16 protein-coding genes and 3 pseudogenes are annotated in these 18,608 nt (G+C 36.5%); 4 read left to right on the forward strand and 15 right to left on the reverse strand.

Features of this window, described 5'->3' with window-relative positions; genetic code table 11:
• Positions 1–113: 113 nt before the first annotated feature.
• On the reverse strand, positions 114–836 hold the full coding sequence (locus tag NYE49_RS13360; protein ID WP_015384163.1) for an NPP1 family protein: 723 nt from the start codon (positions 834–836) through the stop codon (positions 114–116).
• A gap of 585 nt (positions 837–1,421) precedes the next feature.
• Positions 1,422–2,243 carry a multidrug efflux transcriptional regulator BltR gene (gene bltR, locus NYE49_RS13365; RefSeq protein WP_047182919.1) on the reverse strand — a complete coding sequence of 274 codons (822 nt, stop codon included), beginning with the start codon at positions 2,241–2,243 and terminating at the stop codon, positions 1,422–1,424.
• A gap of 116 nt (positions 2,244–2,359) precedes the next feature.
• Here bltR and blt point away from each other — a divergent pair, with 116 nt between their 5' ends.
• Both blt and bltD read left to right on the forward strand, forming a co-directional pair.
• Complete coding sequence (gene blt, locus NYE49_RS13370; protein ID WP_047182920.1) at positions 2,360–3,562, forward strand: multidrug efflux MFS transporter Blt; 1,203 nt, start codon at positions 2,360–2,362, stop codon at positions 3,560–3,562.
• Positions 3,563–3,761: 199 nt separating this feature from the next.
• Positions 3,762–4,220 carry a spermine/spermidine acetyltransferase gene (bltD, locus tag NYE49_RS13375; protein WP_047182921.1) on the forward strand — a complete coding sequence of 153 codons (459 nt, stop codon included), beginning with the start codon at positions 3,762–3,764 and terminating at the stop codon, positions 4,218–4,220.
• A gap of 156 nt (positions 4,221–4,376) precedes the next feature.
• On the opposite strand, the gene NYE49_RS13380 is transcribed toward bltD, so the two are convergent.
• The 3 genes from NYE49_RS13380 to NYE49_RS13390 all read right to left on the reverse strand — a co-directional run bounded on the left by NYE49_RS13380 (position 4,377) and on the right by NYE49_RS13390 (position 7,096).
• Complete coding sequence (locus NYE49_RS13380) at positions 4,377–5,681, reverse strand: hemolysin family protein (protein WP_047182922.1); 1,305 nt, start codon at positions 5,679–5,681, stop codon at positions 4,377–4,379.
• A 288-nt stretch (positions 5,682–5,969) separates the two neighbouring features.
• Entirely contained in the window at positions 5,970–6,113 is a 144-nt protein-coding gene (locus NYE49_RS13385) for a YrzO family protein (RefSeq protein ID WP_014477437.1), read from the reverse strand.
• A 17-nt stretch (positions 6,114–6,130) separates the two neighbouring features.
• Positions 6,131–7,096, reverse strand: coding sequence for a DMT family transporter (locus NYE49_RS13390; RefSeq protein ID WP_047182923.1), 966 nt, complete (start codon positions 7,094–7,096; stop codon positions 6,131–6,133).
• A 125-nt stretch (positions 7,097–7,221) separates the two neighbouring features.
• On the opposite strand from NYE49_RS13390, the gene czcR reads away from it, so the two are divergent.
• Positions 7,222–8,088, forward strand: coding sequence for a LysR family transcriptional regulator CzcR (gene czcR / locus NYE49_RS13395; RefSeq protein WP_342410307.1), 867 nt, complete (start codon positions 7,222–7,224; stop codon positions 8,086–8,088).
• Positions 8,089–8,209: 121 nt separating this feature from the next.
• Here the strand turns inward: czcR and NYE49_RS13400 are convergent.
• The 3 genes and pseudogenes from NYE49_RS13400 to NYE49_RS13410 all read right to left on the reverse strand — a co-directional run.
• A pseudogene (locus NYE49_RS13400) lies at positions 8,210–9,242 on the reverse strand (NAD(P)/FAD-dependent oxidoreductase).
• Positions 9,243–9,329: 87 nt separating this feature from the next.
• Entirely contained in the window at positions 9,330–10,277 is a 948-nt protein-coding gene (gene czcD, locus NYE49_RS13405) for a CDF family zinc transporter CzcD (RefSeq protein ID WP_047182926.1), read from the reverse strand.
• Between the two features lie 291 nt (positions 10,278–10,568).
• Positions 10,569–10,955, reverse strand: a pseudogene (locus NYE49_RS13410) (tautomerase family protein); the annotation flags it as partial.
• Between the two features lie 357 nt (positions 10,956–11,312).
• On the opposite strand from NYE49_RS13410, the gene gltR reads away from it, so the two are divergent.
• Entirely contained in the window at positions 11,313–12,197 is an 885-nt protein-coding gene (gene gltR, locus NYE49_RS13415) for a glutamate biosynthesis transcriptional regulator GltR (RefSeq protein WP_041517952.1), read from the forward strand.
• A 256-nt stretch (positions 12,198–12,453) separates the two neighbouring features.
• Here the strand turns inward: gltR and NYE49_RS13420 are convergent, their stop codons facing one another.
• The 7 genes and pseudogenes from NYE49_RS13420 to NYE49_RS13450 all read right to left on the reverse strand — a co-directional run bounded on the left by NYE49_RS13420 (position 12,454) and on the right by NYE49_RS13450 (position 18,292).
• A complete protein-coding gene (locus NYE49_RS13420; RefSeq protein WP_052771594.1) occupies positions 12,454–12,675 on the reverse strand; it encodes a hypothetical protein in 222 nt (73 codons plus the stop codon).
• A 485-nt stretch (positions 12,676–13,160) separates the two neighbouring features.
• Positions 13,161–14,483, reverse strand: a complete 1,323-nt coding sequence (gene brnQ / locus NYE49_RS13425) for a branched-chain amino acid transport system II carrier protein (RefSeq protein WP_015384175.1) — start codon at positions 14,481–14,483, stop codon at positions 13,161–13,163.
• Positions 14,484–14,647: 164 nt separating this feature from the next.
• A complete protein-coding gene (azlD, locus tag NYE49_RS13430; protein ID WP_041517953.1) occupies positions 14,648–14,980 on the reverse strand; it encodes a branched-chain amino acid transporter AzlD in 333 nt (110 codons plus the stop codon).
• On the reverse strand, positions 14,977–15,741 hold the full coding sequence (gene azlC / locus NYE49_RS13435) for an azaleucine resistance protein AzlC (protein WP_047182928.1): 765 nt from the start codon (positions 15,739–15,741) through the stop codon (positions 14,977–14,979). The genes azlD and azlC overlap by 4 nt, the downstream gene beginning before the upstream one ends.
• A gap of 12 nt (positions 15,742–15,753) precedes the next feature.
• Positions 15,754–16,227, reverse strand: coding sequence for an azlBCD operon transcriptional regulator AzlB (gene azlB, locus NYE49_RS13440; protein WP_015483475.1), 474 nt, complete (start codon positions 16,225–16,227; stop codon positions 15,754–15,756).
• Positions 16,228–16,512: 285 nt separating this feature from the next.
• Positions 16,513–16,787 (reverse strand): annotated as a pseudogene (locus NYE49_RS13445) (barstar family protein).
• 272 nt (positions 16,788–17,059) lie between these two features.
• A complete protein-coding gene (locus NYE49_RS13450; protein WP_047182929.1) occupies positions 17,060–18,292 on the reverse strand; it encodes a cytochrome P450 in 1,233 nt (410 codons plus the stop codon).
• Positions 18,293–18,608: the final 316 nt, after the last annotated feature.

Here is an 18,608-nt window from a genome sequence, read left to right on the forward strand (position 1 = left end):
TTAGGGATTTAAGTTTTGCTTTTGTTTTCGGTCCATAAATGTCGTCTTGAAGTAAGGAGAAAAAAGAGCCCTTCTTTTAGTAAGGACTCTTCTCAATTTAGAATTATGAATTTTTATTTAAACCAAGCTTTCTTTAAATTGTTGGTGAAATTACTATCATTAAAAGGAACGTTTGCTTTACCGAAATCTGCTGTATTTAATGCATTCCTTGCGGCAGGAGTTAAATCATCCCAACCGATCAACGGTTGAGTTCCACCTACAACACGATCGCTCATCATCAATTCGTGGTTAAGTGGCCACGTGCTGTCATAGGCAATCAAAGGATGAGTGCCATCTTTCATGTTGGTTCCGCTTGGTGCTACATTTGTGAATTTTCCATGTCCGGAATATGCAATTGATAAAACCTTTGGATTTTGATTCGCTGGATTATCAATCCATACAACGATTCCTTCCCAGTCATGTCTGTGACCTAAGCTTGGAGAGGCTTCATCTTTAGGAAAATACCAAGAATACATGATTGCCCAAACCCCATTGTACCATGCAGAACGTGAATATACTTGTCCAGTATTTTTGCTGCAATGTCCTTCAGGCGCTCCAGTCGGCTCTAAACCTCCACTTGTATTACCTTGCGCATCTACTGCAGGAAAAGGCACACAGCCGCTATAAACCTTTAGATATGGTTGAAAACGTTTCGCCGCTTTTTGAGTAACAGTGGTAGGCACCACCTCTCTAAAACCCACAACTTTATCATGATCGATTACAGCTGCATTTGCTGTTGAAACCGTGCTAACAGAAGTGATTACAAATAAAAAGAGAGCCAAGAAAAATTTGTTCATTATTCCAACTCCTTTTAAGAATATTGACAACAATTAAATACCACAGAGTTGGAATAAATATCAATATCTTTTTTAGAAGATAACTGAATTTTCATACTAGATTACTATTTTATTTTCCTTATGTCTTTAAATTCAGTAATTAATGCACTCTTTAAAAATAAATAAAATGTCCTCCCCTTTGGCTGTGAGGCTTAATAGGACATTGCTCTTCAAGTATAATTTCAGGATTTAAAAATAAAACATAACAGATGAATAAAATTGGCACCATCATTAACCTTTTACCAACTTGTTATTGATATTTAACCCCCACCAACAAGCAAGCCCCGCGTTTCACAATCCATTTTGGTATTTTCTTTGAACTTCTTTCATTTTATAATTCATTTTCATGATTAAGCCCCTTTGAAGTCCATTTTATTCTCCTTGCCCTTTTCACTAGTAATAATTACACCAGCGAATAAAGATTGACATTGCTTTTTACTCAATGGTGCAGTTTTGAAGTTCGCTTGTGGGCTGCTTATTAAACCAGTTTATATTCTTTTTGGGCACACAATAGAAGCAATTTTTCCATATGAAAATCTCGTAATCTTACACCTCCTTAACTTGAAGGAGGATTTTGGCATATGTATTTTCATACCCGTCAACTACCATCTCATCCAGCATATATTCCTCATATGCATTTTGCCCTATTTGCATTCCATTCTTTTCAATGAACTCAATGATTCTCCGGTATGCCTCTTCAGTATTTCCGCCTATTTCATATCCAACTGCATACAGGCCCTTTGGTCGTACATGATAATTTATGTTCTCTGCCCCATCTTTTACTTTTATATAAAAGTAACTGTAATTGTAGAAGTCTTTTTCTAAGATTTGTTCCCGTGCAAAGATTCCGCCTATCGGATATCCTTCATCTAATTCATATTGCTGAACTTCATGAATGAGTTCTGAAATGGCAGCCACATATTTTCGTTCCGGTAAGTTTAATGTTTTTCGGCTTAACATAAATTTTTCTTCATGTAAATACTCAAATGAAATTGAGGAAAAATCAGTATCAAGTGCTTGTTCAGTAAGCGCCACTTTTGTATGTAAGATCGTTTGCAACTGCTTAAGCTCATTTATTTTTTTATCAATCTCAATAGACTTTTCTTTTAGAACATGCAGGATCTTGTCTGGTGTTTTTCCTTTTATTAGACACTTTATTTCTTTTAATGGAACTCCAAGCTCTTTAAATAGACTGATGACTTGAAAAATCTCAAATTGATGATAGGAATAATATCTATACCCATTTTCTTTTTTTATTTCCGGCGAGAAAAGACCAATCTCATCATAATGAAATAAGGTTTGTTTTTTTACACGGCAGAGCTTCGAAAACTCCCCTGTTGTGAAATACTTCTTAACATCTTCGCTCATAAAAACCTCCTTGACTATACGGTAACCATATACCTTATGATTTGATTGTACTTGAAAAAAGCTTCAAGCGAAAAGGATAGGTAAAAAGGGTTCAATTGAGTTAAAGGGGAATTCAGATGAAAAAATCAATAAATGAGCAAAAAACGATATTCATTATACTATTAAGCAACATCTTCGTAGTATTTCTTGGTATCGGTTTAATCATTCCAGTTATGCCTTCTTTTATGAAAATCATGCATTTATCCGGCAGCACAATGGGTTATCTTGTTGCAGCTTTTTCCATTTCTCAGTTAATTGCGTCACCTTTTGCAGGTAGGTGGGTTGACCGATTCGGCAGAAAAAAAATGATTATTCTCGGGTTGCTTATATTCAGTTTATCTGAGTTGATTTTCGGATTAGGGACCCATGTTTCAATATTTTATTTCTCGAGGATATTGGGTGGTATAAGTGCGGCTTTTATCATGCCCGCGGTAACAGCATATGTAGCTGATATTACAACCCTAAAGGAAAGGTCAAAGGCTATGGGGTATGTTTCTGCTGCAATTAGCACAGGCTTTATTATTGGGCCTGGTGCGGGAGGATTTATTGCCGGCTTTGGTATCCGCATGCCGTTTTTCTTCGCCTCCGCCATCGCGTTAATAGCAGCTGTCACTTCCGTTTTTATACTAAAAGAGTCATTGTCGATAGAAGAACGCCATCAACTCTCATCTCATACAAAGGAATCAAATTTCATTAAAGACTTGAAGATATCCATTCATCCTGTCTATTTCATTGCATTTATTATCGTCTTTGTAATGGCTTTTGGTTTATCAGCTTATGAAACGGTATTCAGCTTGTTTTCTGATCATAAATTTGGCTTCACACCAAAAGATATCGCAACCATTATTACGATAAGTTCCATTGTTGCGGTAGTTATTCAAGTTTTACTATTCGGGAAATTGGTCAACAAACTTGGAGAGAAAAGAATGATTCAGCTGTGCTTAATAACCGGAGCGATCTTGGCTTTCGTGTCTACTGTTATGTCAGGATTTTTAACTGTTTTGCTTGTAACTTGTTTTATTTTTCTGGCGTTCGATTTGCTACGCCCGGCCTTAACCGCTCATTTATCCAATATGGCCGGTAACCAGCAGGGTTTCGCAGCAGGCATGAACTCCACATACACCAGCCTGGGAAATATATTTGGACCTGCTCTAGGCGGTATACTATTTGATCTTAACATTCATTATCCTTTCCTTTTTGCAGGTTTCGTTATGATTGTCGGCCTTGGTCTTACAATGGTTTGGAAAGAAAAAAAGAATGATGCTACAGCTTTAAATTAATTCATTCTCTATAAAGTCAAGTCATTTGGATGCAGGGAATGCCTCTGGTTAGGCACAATAAGAAAAGGTACTTAATTTGATAGGCTACATGTTGTTTGACGTGAATATAGTTTAAGCTGAGATTTAGCAATATTAGGATTTCATCTGCCATCACCATAAACCGCAGCCTAACCGGGATAAGAAAAAAGGAGAATGTAGTATGAGTATAAAAATAAAAGCAGTAACTGATGATAATCGTGCTGCAATTCTTGATCTACATGTCAGCGAGAATCAATTATCATATATTGAATCTACAAAAGTATGTTTAGAGGATGCAAAAGAATGTCACTATTATAAACCTGTCGGGCTTTACTATGAAGGAGATCTAGTCGGTTTTGCAATGTATGGATTGTTTCCAGAGTATGATGAAGATAATAAAAATGGACGAGTCTGGCTTGACCGATTTTTTATTGACGAACGCTATCAGGGAAAAGGATTAGGGAAGAAAATGCTTAAAGCCCTCATTCAGCACCTTGCTGAGCTATATAAATGCAAGAGAATTTATTTGAGTATATTTGAAAATAATATTCATGCTCTACGCCTTTATCAAAGGTTTGGTTTTCGATTTAATGGTGAACTCGACTTTAATGGCGAGAAGGTAATGGTAAAAGAGCTATAGATATCCAAGCCTCCTTGTTTGCTGAGAAACGTTTGAACCTCGATAATGATTACCTGCTTAAACTGCAAGATCATTGTTTAAAAAAGCCTGGATGAAATTTTCATCTCAGGCTTTAAGCATCTTATTAGTCAAAATCTCATGTGTTTTATCCAGATGTTATTCTTTTTTCCGGACAATTTCTAAATAATTAATATGCCGGCCAACTGTTTTGTGCACTTTAAAAATATACCCATCGGCTTCTATAACGGACCCAACTGCAGCGTCTATTTGTTGAGTTATAAACCAGCCGCCTATTGTATCCACTTCGTCACTTGCTAACGTCGTTCCCAATAAATCATTTACATCCTCAATGAGCACTTTCGAATCTAAGATATAGTGATTATCATTTACTTTTCTAATATCAGGCACTTCATCTTCATCAAATTCATCTCTGATTTCCCCAACAATTTCTTCAAGAATATCTTCAGCAGTGACTAAACCTGAAGTGCCGCCATATTCATCCACAAGAATAGCGATGTGTGTTCGCTCTTTTTGCATTTTTACCAATAAATCATGAATTGGAACGGATTCAATAACATGGATAACAGGGTTGATATGATTTTCTAACTTGAAATTCTCTTTTATCTTCTGGTCTGTGTCAATATAAGCTGACAAGAACTCTTTAGCATTGATATAACCAATGATTGAATCTTTATCTCCATTTAGGACGGGGTACCTTGTATAGCTCTCTGTCTTAATGGTCTTAACAATAGTTTCATAAGAATCCTCACTAGAAATCGCTACGATCTCTCTTCTCGGAATCATAATTTCTTTGGCGATTCTTTCATCAAATTCAAAAATATTATTTACATATTTCAACTCATTTTTATTGATTTCACCGCTCTTATAGCTTTCAGACAGTAAGATGCGCAGTTCTTCTTCAGAATGAGCAAGTTCATGTTCTGATGCAGGTTTCAAACCGAAGAGTCCTACTATAAACCGGGCTGAACCATTTAAAAACCATATAAAAGGGAACAGGATGCGGTAAAACCAAATAATTGGCTTTGCAGTCAAAAGAGTGATGGTTTCCGCTTTTTGGATAGCGAGTGTTTTAGGAGCAAGTTCTCCAACTACAACATGCAAAAAAGTCGCCATCACAAAAGCAATCACTAAGATCAATACATGTGAGACTGTTTCACTTACATGAAAATGAACAAATAAGGGGTGCAAAATCACTTCAAAAGTCGATTCTCCAACCCAGCCAATTCCCAACGCTGTAACCGTGATCCCTAATTGACAAGCTGACAAATATTCGTCCAAATGAGTAATGACCTTTTTGGCTGATACGGCACCTTTTTTTCCCTCTAATATGAGTTGGTCAATTTTTGATGACCTGATCTTTACTATCGCAAATTCAGTCGCAACAAAAAATGCTGTCAAGACAATTAAAAGAGTAAAGATGATAAGGTTAATGGTTGTCAATGATTTGCCTTACCTAGTAAGGCGTACACCTCCGATGTAAATATTTTCTTTTATTTTTATAACGTCCGTTTTTTCTGAATAAACAAAAAACAGTATATGTAACATTATAAGTTCAAAAGAACCTAAAATCAACTCTGAATGATGTAAATAATCATCTTTTCCGTATGGAGAGTGGTTCCCATAGTATTCAACTAGCGATTGGTGACGTTTTAAGACTTAAAATAAAAAGCAAAATAAAAACACACCTGAATTTTCTGGTGTGTTTCAATAATATCCAACCATCTTGATTTATTTAATGTCTTTATTAAGGTTTTCTTTTAAAATTTGAATCAATTCCGCCTGTTGCTTTATATTTTTGCGGCCATTTCTATTAATTGCAGCAAGTTCACAGACAATTCCAGCTGAAATAAAAAACAATAAACCTTCAAACATTTTAAATCCCCCACCGTCTAAGTGATAGTCAAATGTGTTTTTTCTTTTTGTAATACCCGCTTATAATCTTCCTTACGCTGATATATGTTATTTAAAATAAGTCCAATAATCACAAACAGTGTTCCTACTATATCAAATGCAGTTATGTTATATCCTTTGATCACCATGATTAACAATGTAGTAATGGGGACAAAGTTAATAAATAAAATCCCATTAATGGATGATAGGATTTTAATGCCATAGTTCCAACCAAGGAGGGCTATGATACCTGGTAAAGTAATCATAAATAAAAAATCATACTTAATTGCTGCAATCACTTTAATACTCGGTACCGACACGTAACCTTGCGCGGTAAGTATAGCTGTCATGATTCCTGTTATAGCTGTGCCGAATAAACATGTCAATGTTGAATAACGAAGTGTGGACCACTCTTGGAATAACTGTCCCCCCATTGTGTAGACAACCCATCCTAAAACACCAATTAATATAAAGAGTAGCGAGAATAGATGATCCCCTAATGAAAAAAAGAAACTTATATTACCTTTGGTTATGACCATCGAAGCCCCCAAAAAGGCAATCAATATACTGATCATTGTGTATTTTTTAGGTTTTACATGTTTATATCCCCATAGAATAACAATTGAAAGCATCGGCATGAGTGCCTCGGCAATGGATGCTGTCATAATTCCAGACTTCCCCATCAACCTTTGACCTAAAAAAATAAGAACATTGTATACAGTAAACGCCATCACCCCAAATAAAATGATCCATTTTGCTTTACCCTCTAAATGAAATGATTTTTTTCCTTCTCTCACCAATAATAAAATCACTAACATAATCGTTACCACACCGTAGCGAATAAATGAAAAATAAAACGGATCAATAAATTCTAATGCATGATCTGCAACTGGAAACATCGCGCCCCAAGACATACTTGCCACTAAACATGTAAGGGCACCAATGAATAATTGACTTTTTTTCATTGAATTCCCCTCCTTTTCTTTAAAATTACAATGAGAATTATAAAAAGAAGTAAGCATCAAGTAAAATGAACAAAAGTGATGAAAAACATCACTGATAATGATACTTTAATGAAGGGGGGATCTTCATGGAACTGCGAGACTTACAAATTTTCAAATGCGTAGCCTATCACAAGAGTATTACCGGTGCTGCAAAAGAGTTAAATTATGTACAATCTAATGTAACTGCGCGAATTAAGCAATTAGAGAATGAGCTCAAAACACCTCTTTTCAATCGCCATAAAAAAGGGGTTTCACTAAGCCCAGAGGGCCGAAAAATGATTGAATACGTTAACAAAATTTTGAAAGATGTTGAAGAACTGGAGCAAGTCTTTCTAGATACTGATATACCGTCTGGAATATTAAAAATCGGTACAGTAGAAACAGTGAGGATACTGCCGACCATCATAGCTTCCTATTATAAAAAGTATCCTAATGTGGATTTATCATTGCAGGCTGGTCTAACAGAGGAACTTATTAAAAAGGTCATGAATCACGAATTAGACGGAGCTTTTATTTCAGGCCCTTTGAAACATTCTATTCTGGAACAGTATGATGTTTATACTGAAAAACTTACTCTTGTAACCAGTAACAAAACGTTTAATATAGAGGATTTTTCAACGACTCCGATTCTTGTTTTTAATCAGGGGTGCGGGTATCGGTCTAGGCTTGAACAATGGCTCAAAGATGAAGGCGTGCTCCCAAACAGAATGATGGAGTTTAACATCCTGGAGACAATCTTAAATAGTGTTGCACTTGGACTCGGTATAACAGTGGTACCGAAATCTGCTGTTATGCATCTTGCTGCACAAGGTAAGGTTTATTGTCACCCATTACCTGAGAAAGACAGCTGTATCTCAACAATCTTTATACGCCATAAAGATGCATACCTGACAAATTCAATGCGCAGCCTCCTTAAGACCATTGTTGAACATAAAAATATGAGTATGTCTTAAAGTGCTTTTTCTCTTTCTATGTTCTACCTTCTTAAATAAAAGAGAAGGCGCATCTCCACTTCGCTACCCTTATTCACAATAAAATAGAGCAGTAAACATGTGAGTTACTGCTCTGCTTCGTTTATTCACCGTTCATTTGTTTTACAATGTATTCAGCATCATTTCCTACGCCTTGAAGCAACGCTGAACCTCGCTTATGCTGCCAAGGCAAACCTATAAAGTACAATCCTTCTACAGGTGAAACACCTCTATGATGTATGATTCGGCCTTCTTTATTCAAAACACCTTTTATATTTATCCAACATAGGGGATTCCTAAAACCCGTAGCCCAAATAATATTGTTTACTTCTAATGTAGATGAATCTTTAAAAATGATTTCATTTTGCTTTCCGGCAATGACTCTTTTTTTTAAGATGATCTCCTTCTGTTTTATTGCATGTTTTAATTCATGCCCAAATATTGGATCACCTTTCTTTTGAATGAATTTGCCTACTATTGATGTATTACTTATATTTAAAACTCCTAATTTATCAAACCACCAAAAGATGCTTCTTTTTCCGATCATTAAAGGGAAATAAACTAGTTTATTACTAGAGGCTAAATATGTAACTCTTTCTTTGGATAATTCAACAGCTATCTGAGCACCACTATTCCCACCACCAACTACTAGTTCCATATGCCAATTGTTTTGAATTCTTATATTGTGATGAGTGTAGTTGATTAATATCATCAGCTAAATCCTTTGATATTGATGGAATATTAGGGGTATGAAAAGGACCTGTAGCAATGACAAGATTCTTCGTTTGATATTCTTCCCGATTTGTTTTTATTAAGAAATGATTCTTTATTTTTAGGACACTTATTACTTCTGTCCGTAATTGGATTGGAATTTCAAATTTTTTAACGTACTTCTTTAGATAAGCAACAATTTCATTTTTTGAAGGAAATCCATGTTTTTCTCCTTCAAGATGCATTCCAGGCAAAGAGCTATACATTCGAGAAGTAAATAAAACTAATGAGTCATACCGATCTTTCCAGCTCTCCCCCACCTCATGACTTTTATCCAAAATGATAAACTTTTGATCGGACTGCTTAAGATAATATCCTATCGAGATCCCTGCTTGACCAGCCCCGATTACTATAGTGTCGTACACATTATCACCCCGCCAATTTCAAATTGTCAGTAGACAGAATCTGCAAAATGCTAGTTGATCTCCTCACTATAAAGTTAGATAAAAAATTTAATGGTGATGGTGGTCACGCGGCTTCTCCATTTTGGCCTGACAAAGGATCGCATTGTCGTGATTATGCGCTTCGGTTTCCATTTGAATGGTTACGTGCGTAATGCCTTTATGCTCAAGTTCATGTTCAATTTTGCGTAAAATATTTTCACTTTCTGAAATGGTCAGTTGATCGTCAACAACTGCGTGGCAAGAAAGAGCATTCAATCCACTTGTGATAGACCATATGTGTAAATCATGAATGTTTTGAATTCCCTCTGTCCCTTCAATTGTTCGAATGATATCAGAGACATCGATATTTTCTGGAGTTCCTTCCATTAATATGTGAATGGAATCTTTAGTCACATTGTAACCGCTTCTTAGAACAAGAATAGCCACAATGATACTAGCCAATGGGTCTGCCCAGCCCCATCCAAAGAAGATGATAAGTATGGCTGCTAAAATGGCACCTACAGAGCCGAGCATATCGCTTATTACATGTAAATAAGCTCCTCTTATATTCAGATTATTCTTTGTATCTCCGCCACTCATCATAATCCAAGCGACCAATAGATTCACAACTAACCCGATGATACTAATTGTAAGCATGCCGGTTGTTGCTACTTTTGGTGGATTAGAGAAGCGTTCGATTGCTTCATAAATGATATAAAGAGAAATAAGAATTAGGGCAGCACCGTTTATCACAGCTGCAAGAATCTCAAATCGTTTATAGCCGAATGTCTTATTGTGATTTGCCTTTTTTTCAGCTAATGTAAAAGCAATCAGGGCAACCATTAATGAAATTGAATCACTCAGCATATGGCCTGCATCTGATAAAAGCGCTAGACTATTTGTTAAAAATCCACCTATAGCTTCTATTATCATATAACCTGTAATCATGATAAAAGAGATCAATAAAACCTTTTTATTTGCTCCTTCATTATGATTGTGACTATGATTGTGCCCCATAAAAAACTCCTCCTTAACTAAAGTTTATTGATACATATGTATTTATTATTTCAAATCTGTTATGAAGCATTCTAACATGGTGCAAATAATATTTATATATGAGCATGTGTTCATATATAAATATATCTGCTCTTTACTGAAATGTCAAAATATTTTTTATAGAAATCCACAATACCTCCTTAATTATTCTCTTATAAACATAAAAAAGCGGAGCAAACCCATGGTTTGCTCCGCTAACCTAGTTTCTCTATCCTTTTCTTCAATCAAGCATTTGAAAGTAGTATTCAACCACAATTTACCTGTTAAAAATTGGGCCTCACCAAGTCCAAAACTCCAGTCAGCATTATCATTTTCAACAATAGATACAATTAAATCAGTTGATGCGATACCACACTCCGATTCCAGTCTTTCGGCTAACAGCCTGTAAAATTTTTGTTTCTTCTCTTTTGGTCGGGATTTACTTGTAACTGAAAGAACAACAAGATTTTTAGTTCGGTTAAATCCTAACCCAGTATCCTCAATAATCATATGATTTTCTGGATGTTCATGAACAATTTGATAACGGTCTTGTTGAGGCACATCAAAAGCCTCTACTACAACATTGTGAGCGACATCTAAAAGTTTTTTCAAACTTGATTGATCTCGCCCTTCTATTAAGTCAAAACGAAGTAATGGCATAAAATTTCCTCCTTCTACTACAACAGTCTTTTTAATTTCATTCGTTATGTGTCAGCTATTTCCAAGCAGCTGCTATAAAATGTGTTCATTTTTATTCTTACTACATTAGAATAAAATAATTTTCCAATAACCCCTTCATTCTGTTGTTAGTCAAGCCTATGTTATGATGTGTATTTCCATAGGCAATATACAGAATCAACTTCGAGTAATTAACCATTTTTTGAAATAACCTTATCACTTACTCTAGAAATCATTTATTCTTCTAAGCTTTAGTTTACATGAAGTTCTCCTATCATATATAATTCAAAATTAAGATGTGAGACATCTCAAAATCAGATATCAACTATGGAGGACTACATGAATATTCAATTGTTACAGGTTTTTCTCACTACTGCTCGTGAAGGCAGTATTTCTAAGGCAGCTCAGACTTTAAATTATGCACAATCGAATGTAACGAATAAGATACAACAACTAGAAAACGATTTACAGACAAAATTATTCTATCGCCATAGTCGAGGAATCACACTTACTCCCCCAGGGCAAATTCTTGTTTCTTACTCAGAGAAAATTCTACATACGATTGAAGAAGCTAGAGCAGCCATGGGCGAATCATCCGCGCCTTCTGGGCCACTGCGTATAGGATCAATGGAAACAACAGCTGCAGTTTGGCTTCCTCAACTCCTTGCACATTATAATAACCTCTATCCAAATGTTGATTTGAACCTAGTAACCGGTCCTACGGAACAACAAATACAAGCAGTTTTACATTATGAGTTAAACGGCGCTTTTATTTCAGGGCCTATTGAACACCCTGATTTAGTTCAAGAAAAGGTATTGGATGAAGAGATGGTTCTTGTGACAAGCGCTTCACACCCTGTGATTTCTTCCATTCAGGATGTTCAAACACAAACAATGCTTGTATTCCGTGAAGGATGCTCTTACAGAGCAAAGCTCAATCATATCCTGCAAGAAGAAGGTTTATTACCTATAAAATTAATGGAATTTGGCATACTTGAAGCGATCATTGGCTGTGTAAGCGCCGGCTTGGGGATTTCACTGCTGCCTCGTTCAATCATTGCTTCGCATGAAAAAGAAGGCCGCATCCGCAGCCACACTATCTCTGACAAATATTCTTTCGTATCAACCATGTTTATAAGGCGGAAAGACACTTTAATTACCCCTGCTTTATCTGCTTTTTTAACGCATATGAGGGATCATTTTCAGGTAAAGAGGCCAGATTAATCGTAAATAAATGGATGGAAGGCAGGCTTCGCCTCAAAATACCTCTGATCAGTTGTCTGATATAAAAATATAGGCGCATCTCATTGTTTGTATAGAGCAAAAAAGCAAACTTCGGTATGTAGTTTGCTTTTTCTTCGTGATTTTGCACTCTGAATTGTGAAACCTAGTCGACATTAGAATGTAGATTTTCCTCATTCAAAGAATTTTGAACGAAGATCATTGCCCTAGACACTTGGTTGCGTCTTGAAGTTAAAGGCTAACTATTTCCTAAAGAGTCAATCGCTCTCACAACTATTAAATATTCACCTACAGATTTCGGGTGCCGACGGAAAGAGAATTTCTGCCACTCAACACTCTTACGACCTTTAACTTGAGCTTCTTTCCAACTCTCTCCTCCATCAGTGGATACTTCAACTGTTACAATTGGATGTTCTGCCCATGTCCAACCGAAAATATCAATCTCTTCGAGTTTAACCAATTGTCCATTCTGCGGATGTACAATAATACTGTTTGGGCTAACAGCCCATACCGGTGACTCTTTTAGTTGTCCATCTACTACTTCTCAGTCAACATAATATTTGGCAGTGAAAGCACTGTTGCTTCGGGAACCTGAAACAGTCAAATGAGTCAGCCATTTTGTAGAATTAGTTCCATAATAGCCGGAAACAACAAGCCGAACAGGACCACCCCTCTCTACAGTTAAAGGGCTCATTGTAATTTCCAAAGCTATTAATACGTTTGGGTTTAACGCCTTTGCTAGGGAGAGGTCTTTCTCGTATTTCGAATAGTATTCGTGGTTGTAAACTCCTTGATCAATTACCGGATGTTCTTCCTACCTTACGAAGAGGCGAAGCAAGAGGAAGGATGATTGTAAATTTAGTTGAACACATTTAATAAGCAATGCAACCGGCGAACAAGCACTTTATCCTTCCTGCAGATCTGAGTGATATTGCTGTTGATTGATCAACTTGTTTTTGCTCGGAATATACTCAGTATATAGCCGCATATTCCGCCTGCAATAGCTGGAATGAGCCACCCCAGCCCTATGTTATACATAGGAAGAATCTGAGTGAAAATATGATTCACAACTTCAATTTTTATTCCCGCCTCCTTCAAACCGTCAAATAAGCTGATGATGAATGCGAATAATAAACTGCCTTGATACACTTCTGTCTTCCCTTTAAATACAGAATGCAAAAACGTTAAAAATATTAAGGAAATCGCGATAGGATACATCGTCAGTAAGACAGGCATTGACACCTTAATGAGCTGGGTTAATCCTATATTTGCGACAAGCGTACTAAACACTGATAAAACGACAGCAATTTTTTTATAAGAAATGTTCGGAAATAATTCATGAAAAAATGAAGAACACGCTGTGATCAGTCCGACACTTGTCGTCAGACACGCCACTGTAATCATTAAGCCCAATAAGATTGAACCATAAGATCCAAAATAATAGGATGAAACCTTAGCCAAAACCTCTGCTCCATTTTCTAAAATCCCCAGTTCTTCAACGCTGGAAGCCCCCATATAGGAAAGGGCTGTATACATAACTGCTAAGAGTACAGCTGCAATCGCGGCTGCTTTTGCACAAACAACCATCAGCTGTTTTTTGGTAGAAGCTCCTTGTTCTTTCAATGCATTCACAATGATAATTCCAAAAACAAATGCTACAAGGGCATCCAGAGTGAGGTATCCTTCCTGAAATCCTTTAAAAAACGCTTGTGATGTGTACCCTTTTGATGGTGCTTGAATGGTTCCAATTGGGCGAATAAGAGCTACCACTACAAGCAATCCGATAAATGTCAGCTTAATTGGCGTCAAAAATTTTCCAACTATATCAATGATTTTTGAAGGATTAAGTGATAACAAGCATGCCAATGCGAAAAATAATATTGTAAATATGATCAATGAGACAGGGCCTGCATCATTTGATAAAAAAGGTTTTACCCCAATTTCAAACGATACGTTTCCTGATCTCGGGATAGCGAAAAAAGGCCCGATTGCCAAATAGAGAATCGTCGTAAATACAATGCCAAACACCGGGTGAACACGGCTGGCTAACGACTGTAAGTTTTGTTTACCCGAAAAAACAAATGCTGTTATAGCCAGTAATGGCAATCCAACTCCGGTCACTAAGAAACCTGCATTAGCGATCCATACATTTTTCCCAGCCATTTGACCAAGCATAGGCGGAAAAATGAGATTTCCTGCTCCAAAAAACAATGCAAATAGCATTAATCCTATAATGATGATATAGGAAGCAGACACTTTTTTTGACATTATACATCCTCCGATTAAAGTAGACACTTCTTGAATAGCCAGGAAACATTACAGATGCTATTTGCACTGGCACAGTGTTGATTCCAAAATAAGCTTGTGTCAGTTTATATATTTTTATCAAGTTCAATAAAAAGCATGATCATGTTGATAGTTTCCCATATCGGTTAAAAAACCAATTGCACCAAAACCATATAAACAACGGTTCCCCCCGCTATGGAAAGAAGCATATTTTTCTTCCACAAGTGAAGCAGTACAACTGCAGCTGCCCCAACCAATTCAGGAATACCATGACTTCCAGAAAGCAGACTCACATCTTTTAAACAATAAATGACCAAAAGCCCGATTACCGCTGATGGCAGCACTTTACCAAGATACTGTACATATTTCGGTGTCGGTTTGCCTGAAGGGAAAATCATGAATGGAAGGAACCGTGTCAGCATTGTTCCAAGCACGACCATTGCAATGGTAATCATTTGCTGCATCATAGTCATCGTCATACGGAAACCTCAGCTTTCTCCAATGGTTTTCTCAGTACAGTCAGTACCCCTAAAATGGCAAGCATAGCAGGAATAATAAATTGGTTTCCGCCAAAAAGGATAAGACTGCCTACTGAAAGTCCAAGCCCTGTGAGAGCACTGTAATGCTTTTTCTCTTTCATCCATTGTTCTATGAATATCACAATAAACAGAGCAGTCATCACAAAATCAAGCCCTTCGGTATTAAACTTCACGTACGACCCAAAAATACCTCCTATCGCTGCCCCCGCGACCCAATATAAATGATTAAGCAGTGTCACAAAAAACATAAACCAGCCCTTGTCAACATTCGCCGGAACATTAGCGGTATAATTAATAGAAAATGATTCATCGCACATTCCGAAAATCAGATAAAGCTTTTTCTTTCCAGTCCCCCTGTACTTATCCAGCATGGAAATTCCATAAAACAAATGCCGGGCATTGACCATTAACGTCAAAAAAAGAGCATTCATAGGGTTGAACGCACCAAGTAAAAAATTCGCTGCAACAAACTCCATTGAGCCCGCAAATATCATAAAACTCATGATGATTGGATAGATTGCGCTAAATCCCAAAGACTGCATAAAGATTCCATAAGCTATCCCCAAAAATAAAAACCCCGCAAAAATCGGAATTGTATATGGGAATGCAGAACGAAATGCAGCCCATATTTGACTTCTCTTATTCATATGAGTGTTTATAGCAGGAGAGCTTAAATGTAACGATTCTTTATTTTTATTCAAATCAACAACCTCCTACATTTCATCAATTGGCACACTGACAGTTCTTTTTTCTGTACTCATGACTATGCTTGTGTCAACTCCACTAATAGCAGGGTTCTGCATTAATGAATCAATGATAAAATTCCGATAACTCTCCATGTCCTTCGCCACAATCTTAAGCATATAGTCATGGCTTCCTGTAAGTGTGTAGCATTCTTGAACCTGTGGGAATTTGTTTATATCCTCTAAAAATGAATGAATTGTCTCCCTATTTAAGGGTGATAAGTTGATGAGAGCTAGTGCTGTGACTTCGATTCCAAGTTTTTTCTCATCAACAATAGTCGTAAACTTTTTAATTATACCTGCTTCTAATAGGTTCTTTGTTCTTGCAAGGCAAGCTGATGGTGAAAGCCCAATTTTCTTAGATAAATTTAAATTTGATATTGAAGCATCTTCCTGCAATTCTCTTAAAATGGCCTTATCAGTTTCGTCAAGCGTAATACCCATTTTATAACCCCCAATACCTTCAATAGAATTATATTTCATATGATTTAAATCATAACGAATTTTTATTCGTTAATCAAATATTATTTAAATTTAAATCCTTCTAAATGATTATTTACAGAATAAAATTACTCTCGATTAACTCATAATTAAATTAACTTACATCAGAAAGAAGTCATGGGAGAATTATGTAAACCACAATAAAAAAATGCATGTCCCTCCTAGGAATAACATGGAATATCTATTGCTGGCCTATGTATTCAATTCCAAAAAATCAGAAAAGAAGGTCTACTCTATTATTATTTTAAACTCGTCCTTTAGTTCCTCTTGAGCCTCTTGTAAAACTTCTAATACATCATCAGCGTATGAACCTAAAAATGTATTGCTGAACTCAAAATGTATCAAGACTAAAGTGAGCGGCAAATCCCCCACCCTGTCAGACAATCCCATAAAGCGTCTAAATTTCTCCCATAGTAGTTTGGGAAGTCTAGTTTATCTTTTAAAACATCATGTAAAACTTCTATATTTTCAAAGTCTTTTCCATCTATCATTATTTTTCTCATCAGAAACTATGCCCTCCATTATTTTATCTTAACAAACGTTTTCTATGTAACAGCTGTTTGTCCAAATGAGGCTGAAAACAAATAAAAAACACCGATAGGGGGAAACTATTGGTGTTTGCAAGACATTTTCATGCCCGGTAGGCATAAATAATGCTAAACTTTGTTTTTGAAAAGCTATCATATCAAATTTTTATGTTACAGCTTTTACTATCGTTTAATCTAATTTGAGGAGTAAAACGAGATATGTTTGAAAATCACATATCCCCCAAAAATTAAAAACTAAGCGGCAGTTCTTCTAGTGCTCTCATCAGAAAATTCCCTTTCCATTTCATTTGTTCCTTTTCGCCTTTTAACTGTATATTTGGACAGCGGCGTAATAAGGTGGAAATCGCAATCTTTGCTTCTAAACGGGCTAGCTGTGCACCAAGGCAAAAATGATTGCCATGGCCAAAAGCAATATGGCGGTTGTTCTTTCTTTCAATATCAAATATGTCGGCATTTGGAAATATCTTTTCATCACGGTTTGCTGATGCTAAAGAAATGATGATCACGTCTTTCCGTTTAATCTCCTGCCCATGCAGTATAAACGGTTCAGCCGTCCAGCGAATAGTCGTTAACTCAACAGGGCTGTGAAACCGCAATGCTTCTTCTATGGCTGAATTCATCAGGTCCGGCTGCTGGCGGAGCTTTTCAAATTGATCACCGTGACACATCAGAGCATATGTCATATTGGTGATTAAGTTTACGGTTGTTTCATGACCTGCAACGATAAGCAGCATAATCATCGAGTACAATTCTTCTGTACTTAATTGTGCGCCTTCACTTTCCGCTTGAATTAATGCACTGATTAAATCTCCTGCAGGTTCTCTCCTTTTTTTGCGAACTAAGGATTCCAGATATTCAACAAACTCCCCTAACAAGTGGTCATTCTCCTGAAGTCTTTCAGGGGCATCTGAAAAATCAATAATTGCTTGCGACCACACTCTGAATTTTTGACGATCTTCCAAGGGAATGCCGAGCATTTCACTTATCACGATAATCGGCAATGGAAACGCATAATCGTCTACTAGGTTCATGAATTTGTTGGGCTGCACTTTATCCAATAAAGAATCTGCGATATGCTGGATTTTGTCTTCCAACTGCAAAATCATCCGATGCGTAAATGCTTTTTGAACAAGAGTTCGCAAGCGGTTGTGATCAGGGGGATCTGAATTAAGCATATGTTTTGTTAAAGACTCTTCATTCTTCAATAGAGCAGGACGTTTTTCTTTTGCGGTAAATACATTTTCATAGTTTTTCTTTAATTTTTCATTCTTTAATAAATGTATTGCATCATCATATCTCGATATGAGCCAGCCTTTCCCCAGAGCTCCTAAAGATAATGGGTAGAGAGGCTGTGATTTTCGCAATTCTTTATAAAATTCATACGCTTCATCTTTAAATGCTCTCGAAGACAATTGACTTTCCGTCAAAATGGTTACACTATTTTTTTCTTTTGAAGACATTCATTCGACCTCCATCTTTATGAAAGGTTATGATAATCTTTAAATATAAAATCAGGACGATTTGTAAAATGATCTATTGAGATCAGTATTCGTGATAAGGGCCAAAATGCCGCCCCCGCATTTTGAAATAAAAGGTATGAGACAGTCATTAATCATTTTATGCCCAAACTCTTTCCCTGATAAGATGGCGAAACTCCTAATACTTCTAAATACCATGCCGGCTCTTTTAAGGATTTGTAGGATTTTTTCAGCCTCATTTTGTTAATGTTATCCCCCCTGCTGCTATATAATCGATCAAGTTAATGTCGGGTTTATT

The organism is Bacillus sp. FSL L8-0358, assembly GCF_038593095.1.
Lineage (GTDB): Bacteria > Bacillota > Bacilli > Bacillales > Bacillaceae > Bacillus > Bacillus subtilis.

Excerpts from the sequence above, each read along its gene's own strand:
- NYE49_RS13360 (WP_015384163.1), bottom strand. The coding sequence starts at position 836 with ATGAACAAATTTTTCTTGGCTCTCTTTTTATTTGTAATCACTTCTGTT.
- bltR (WP_047182919.1), bottom strand. The coding sequence starts at position 2,243 with ATGAGCGAAGATGTTAAGAAGTATTTCACAACAGGGGAGTTTTCGAAG.
- blt (WP_047182920.1), top strand. The coding sequence starts at position 2,360 with ATGAAAAAATCAATAAATGAGCAAAAAACGATATTCATTATACTATTA.
- bltD (WP_047182921.1), top strand. The coding sequence starts at position 3,762 with ATGAGTATAAAAATAAAAGCAGTAACTGATGATAATCGTGCTGCAATT.
- NYE49_RS13385 (WP_014477437.1), bottom strand. The coding sequence starts at position 6,113 with ATGTTTGAAGGTTTATTGTTTTTTATTTCAGCTGGAATTGTCTGTGAA.
- NYE49_RS13390 (WP_047182923.1), bottom strand. The coding sequence starts at position 7,096 with ATGAAAAAAAGTCAATTATTCATTGGTGCCCTTACATGTTTAGTGGCA.
- czcR (WP_342410307.1), top strand. The coding sequence starts at position 7,222 with ATGGAACTGCGAGACTTACAAATTTTCAAATGCGTAGCCTATCACAAG.
- czcD (WP_047182926.1), bottom strand. The coding sequence starts at position 10,277 with ATGGGGCACAATCATAGTCACAATCATAATGAAGGAGCAAATAAAAAG.
- gltR (WP_041517952.1), top strand. The coding sequence starts at position 11,313 with ATGAATATTCAATTGTTACAGGTTTTTCTCACTACTGCTCGTGAAGGC.
- brnQ (WP_015384175.1), bottom strand. The coding sequence starts at position 14,483 with ATGTCAAAAAAAGTGTCTGCTTCCTATATCATCATTATAGGATTAATG.
- azlD (WP_041517953.1), bottom strand. The coding sequence starts at position 14,980 with ATGACGATGACTATGATGCAGCAAATGATTACCATTGCAATGGTCGTG.
- azlB (WP_015483475.1), bottom strand. The coding sequence starts at position 16,227 with ATGGGTATTACGCTTGACGAAACTGATAAGGCCATTTTAAGAGAATTG.
- NYE49_RS13450 (WP_047182929.1), bottom strand. The coding sequence starts at position 18,292 with ATGTCTTCAAAAGAAAAAAATAGTGTAACCATTTTGACGGAAAGTCAA.